This window comes from Anabaena sp. PCC 7108 (genome assembly GCF_000332135.1).
In the GTDB taxonomy this organism is placed as follows: domain Bacteria; phylum Cyanobacteriota; class Cyanobacteriia; order Cyanobacteriales; family Nostocaceae; genus Anabaena.
Genome location: NZ_KB235896.1, coordinates 1,087,135 through 1,089,364, shown reverse-complemented (window position 1 = coordinate 1,089,364; position 2,230 = coordinate 1,087,135). Strand labels below are relative to the sequence as shown.

Here is a 2,230-nt window from a genome sequence, read left to right as displayed (position 1 = left end):
GGGTGGCAGCAATGAAGCCTGAGAGGGCGCGGGCGGTTGTTGATGATGTTGAGAAGTTGAAGTTGTTGCAGTTGTCTGGGGCTGATGCTTACAACGCGACGGTGCAGCGGCTACGACGTAAATATAAAGATGACCCAGAGGCGCTGAATTTAATTGATTCTCTAGGTGTTGATGGGGGTGTGGGTAGGAAGGCTCAGGTTGATGCACGGTTGGAGCGGGTACGGAAGCTAATTCCTGATGATGAACCTGCTGTGGCTATACCTGATTCTGAACCTGTTTTAAATCATGAACTGAGGAAGGTTGAGGTTAAGTCTACTGCTGTTACTGATGATTCGGCGCGGTTGGATGAGGTGAAGCAGCGATTGGATGGGGTTGATGTGGTTGCGCTTTCTGCTGATGAGAAGAAGCAGTATGAACGTGATCAGTCGGCTTATGATGCGGTGGTTGGTTACAGGAAGTCGGTGGAGGATTTGAATAAGTTGGTAGACCAGGTGAATGGTAAGGGGTCTATGACTTCGGCTGAGTATGACCAGTTTTATAAGAAGCGGGATGCTATTTGGGAACGGATGAAAGGGGCTTTGGATGAGTCCCAAGGGTTAAAGGATGAGTTTTTGAGTGATCCGGCGATGGATGAGTATTTGAAGAAGATGCAGGGGATTTCTAGGGAAAATCCTGGTGGTTATAAGATTAATGTGCCTGGTGGGATTGATGGGGTGAAGGAGCAGGCGAAGAAGCAGCCTTGTTAGTTGTCTGATAGCGTAGCGTGGCGTAAGCCATATCAGGATGTCCAGGATTTAAGGATTTACAGTATGTGTTGGGTTTCCTGCGTCAACCCAACCTACAGTGTTATTTTTATGGTTAATTAAAAAAGGGTTTAGCATTGCTAAACCCCTACATATTGATGAAAAAAATGATTTGTAAACCTAGCTGTAGGTGAGGTTGAAACCTAATACGGAACCGTCTAAACCGCAGCCTTGAAATAGGGCTTCTTGCTCTTCTGGTTCTAGGTCTTCAATATCTGCGTCTCCTATACAAAGATGCGTATATCCTAATAATGCTTCTAGAGGAGGATAATCAAATATTACACCCCATTTCTCCCCTGTTTTTTCGTTAGTCGCAAACTTGGCATTTTCAATCAAACTAGGGATAACTTTAAATTTTTCGCCGTCTTCTTCCCACCAAAATCCGTCCATCTGACTTGCTCCTGATTAATTCTAAAAATTTTGTGTTGAGTTGCTTTTGACTTGAAACGATTTATCAACTCCGACTAAATTCAACAGTAGCAGAGTTCTACTGTATTTGTCAAGTAATTCTATCTGAATTTGACAAACTTTTAAGAGTAGATACTAACAGTAGAACAGTTGTATTGTTGTCGGAAGTTTTAAAATTTGTTGATTCAAGTTAGTCGGTTAAATATCGAGTGTCCCTGCCACCTTATTCATCATACCTTCCAAGCTCATCAGTAGGTTGCGTTTATATTGTCTACTTGCCATCTCTTGCAGTGCAGCGATGGGGTCTGGGTGTTCGGCTTCTAAAATTTCAATGGCTTGCCGGGCGTTCATCTTGTTGATTTCTGAGTTCATTCTGGGGCGGGATTTGGTGTATTCCTCTGATTCTTTTTTACCTTTATTGAAACTGAGGAAGCCGTTAGAGTTTTCAAAGGCGTTGAGAGCTTCGGCTTCGGTAAGTTGAGAGACTTTTTCGGCTGAGTCTCGTTGTTCGGTTTTAGATTTTATCTGCTCATCAATTGAGCCTTTTGACTTGAGGGTTTTACGAGATTTTCTGATTTCCAGTTTTAAGTCACGCTCCTGATTTATAAGTCTATCTTTCTCCGCTACAACCTCATCCTTGGTCATGCCTCCCCAGGTAGCAGGTTTACCCAAATGAATGGCTTTTTTCTTAGCTTGGGTGTCAATATAATCAACCTGCATCTGACTCAGCTTGGTGGTGGCATCCATGAAAAGCTGATGTTCATCTAACTGCGACTGGGTTTGTTTCTGAATGTATGCTGTATCTCTGATTTGCTTTTGAGCGTCCTTGATTTCCTGCTTCTGTTGAGGGGTTAAACCTTTGGTACTAGGATTGCCAGAAGGCGTTTTTGGGTATTGGTTAATTAAAGCCTCAGCATCAGCTATTGTTTGTGCCTGACCAGCAATTTTTTGTTGCAGTGATTTTTCATAACCCGCTGGATCAATTCGTCGAGTTTCTAAATCAGCAATTTCGTTATCTA

At 43.0% G+C, this 2,230-nt stretch carries 3 protein-coding genes; 1 reads left to right on the top strand and 2 read right to left on the bottom strand.

What is annotated here, in order from left to right; translation table 11 throughout:
• A partial coding sequence (locus tag ANA7108_RS30100) for a hypothetical protein (protein ID WP_042490262.1) occupies positions 1-746 on the top strand: 746 nt, incomplete at its 5' end.
• A 177-nt stretch (positions 747-923) separates the two neighbouring features.
• Here the strand turns inward: ANA7108_RS30100 and ANA7108_RS0105695 are convergent.
• Positions 924-1,193, bottom strand: a complete 270-nt coding sequence (locus ANA7108_RS0105695; RefSeq protein ID WP_016949807.1) for a hypothetical protein — start codon at positions 1,191-1,193, stop codon at positions 924-926.
• 216 nt (positions 1,194-1,409) lie between these two features.
• A partial coding sequence (locus ANA7108_RS26870; protein WP_042490259.1) for a hypothetical protein occupies positions 1,410-2,230 on the bottom strand: 821 nt, incomplete at its 5' end.

Excerpts from the sequence above, each read along its gene's own strand:
- ANA7108_RS0105695 (WP_016949807.1), bottom strand. The coding sequence starts at position 1,193 with ATGGACGGATTTTGGTGGGAAGAAGACGGCGAAAAATTTAAAGTTATC.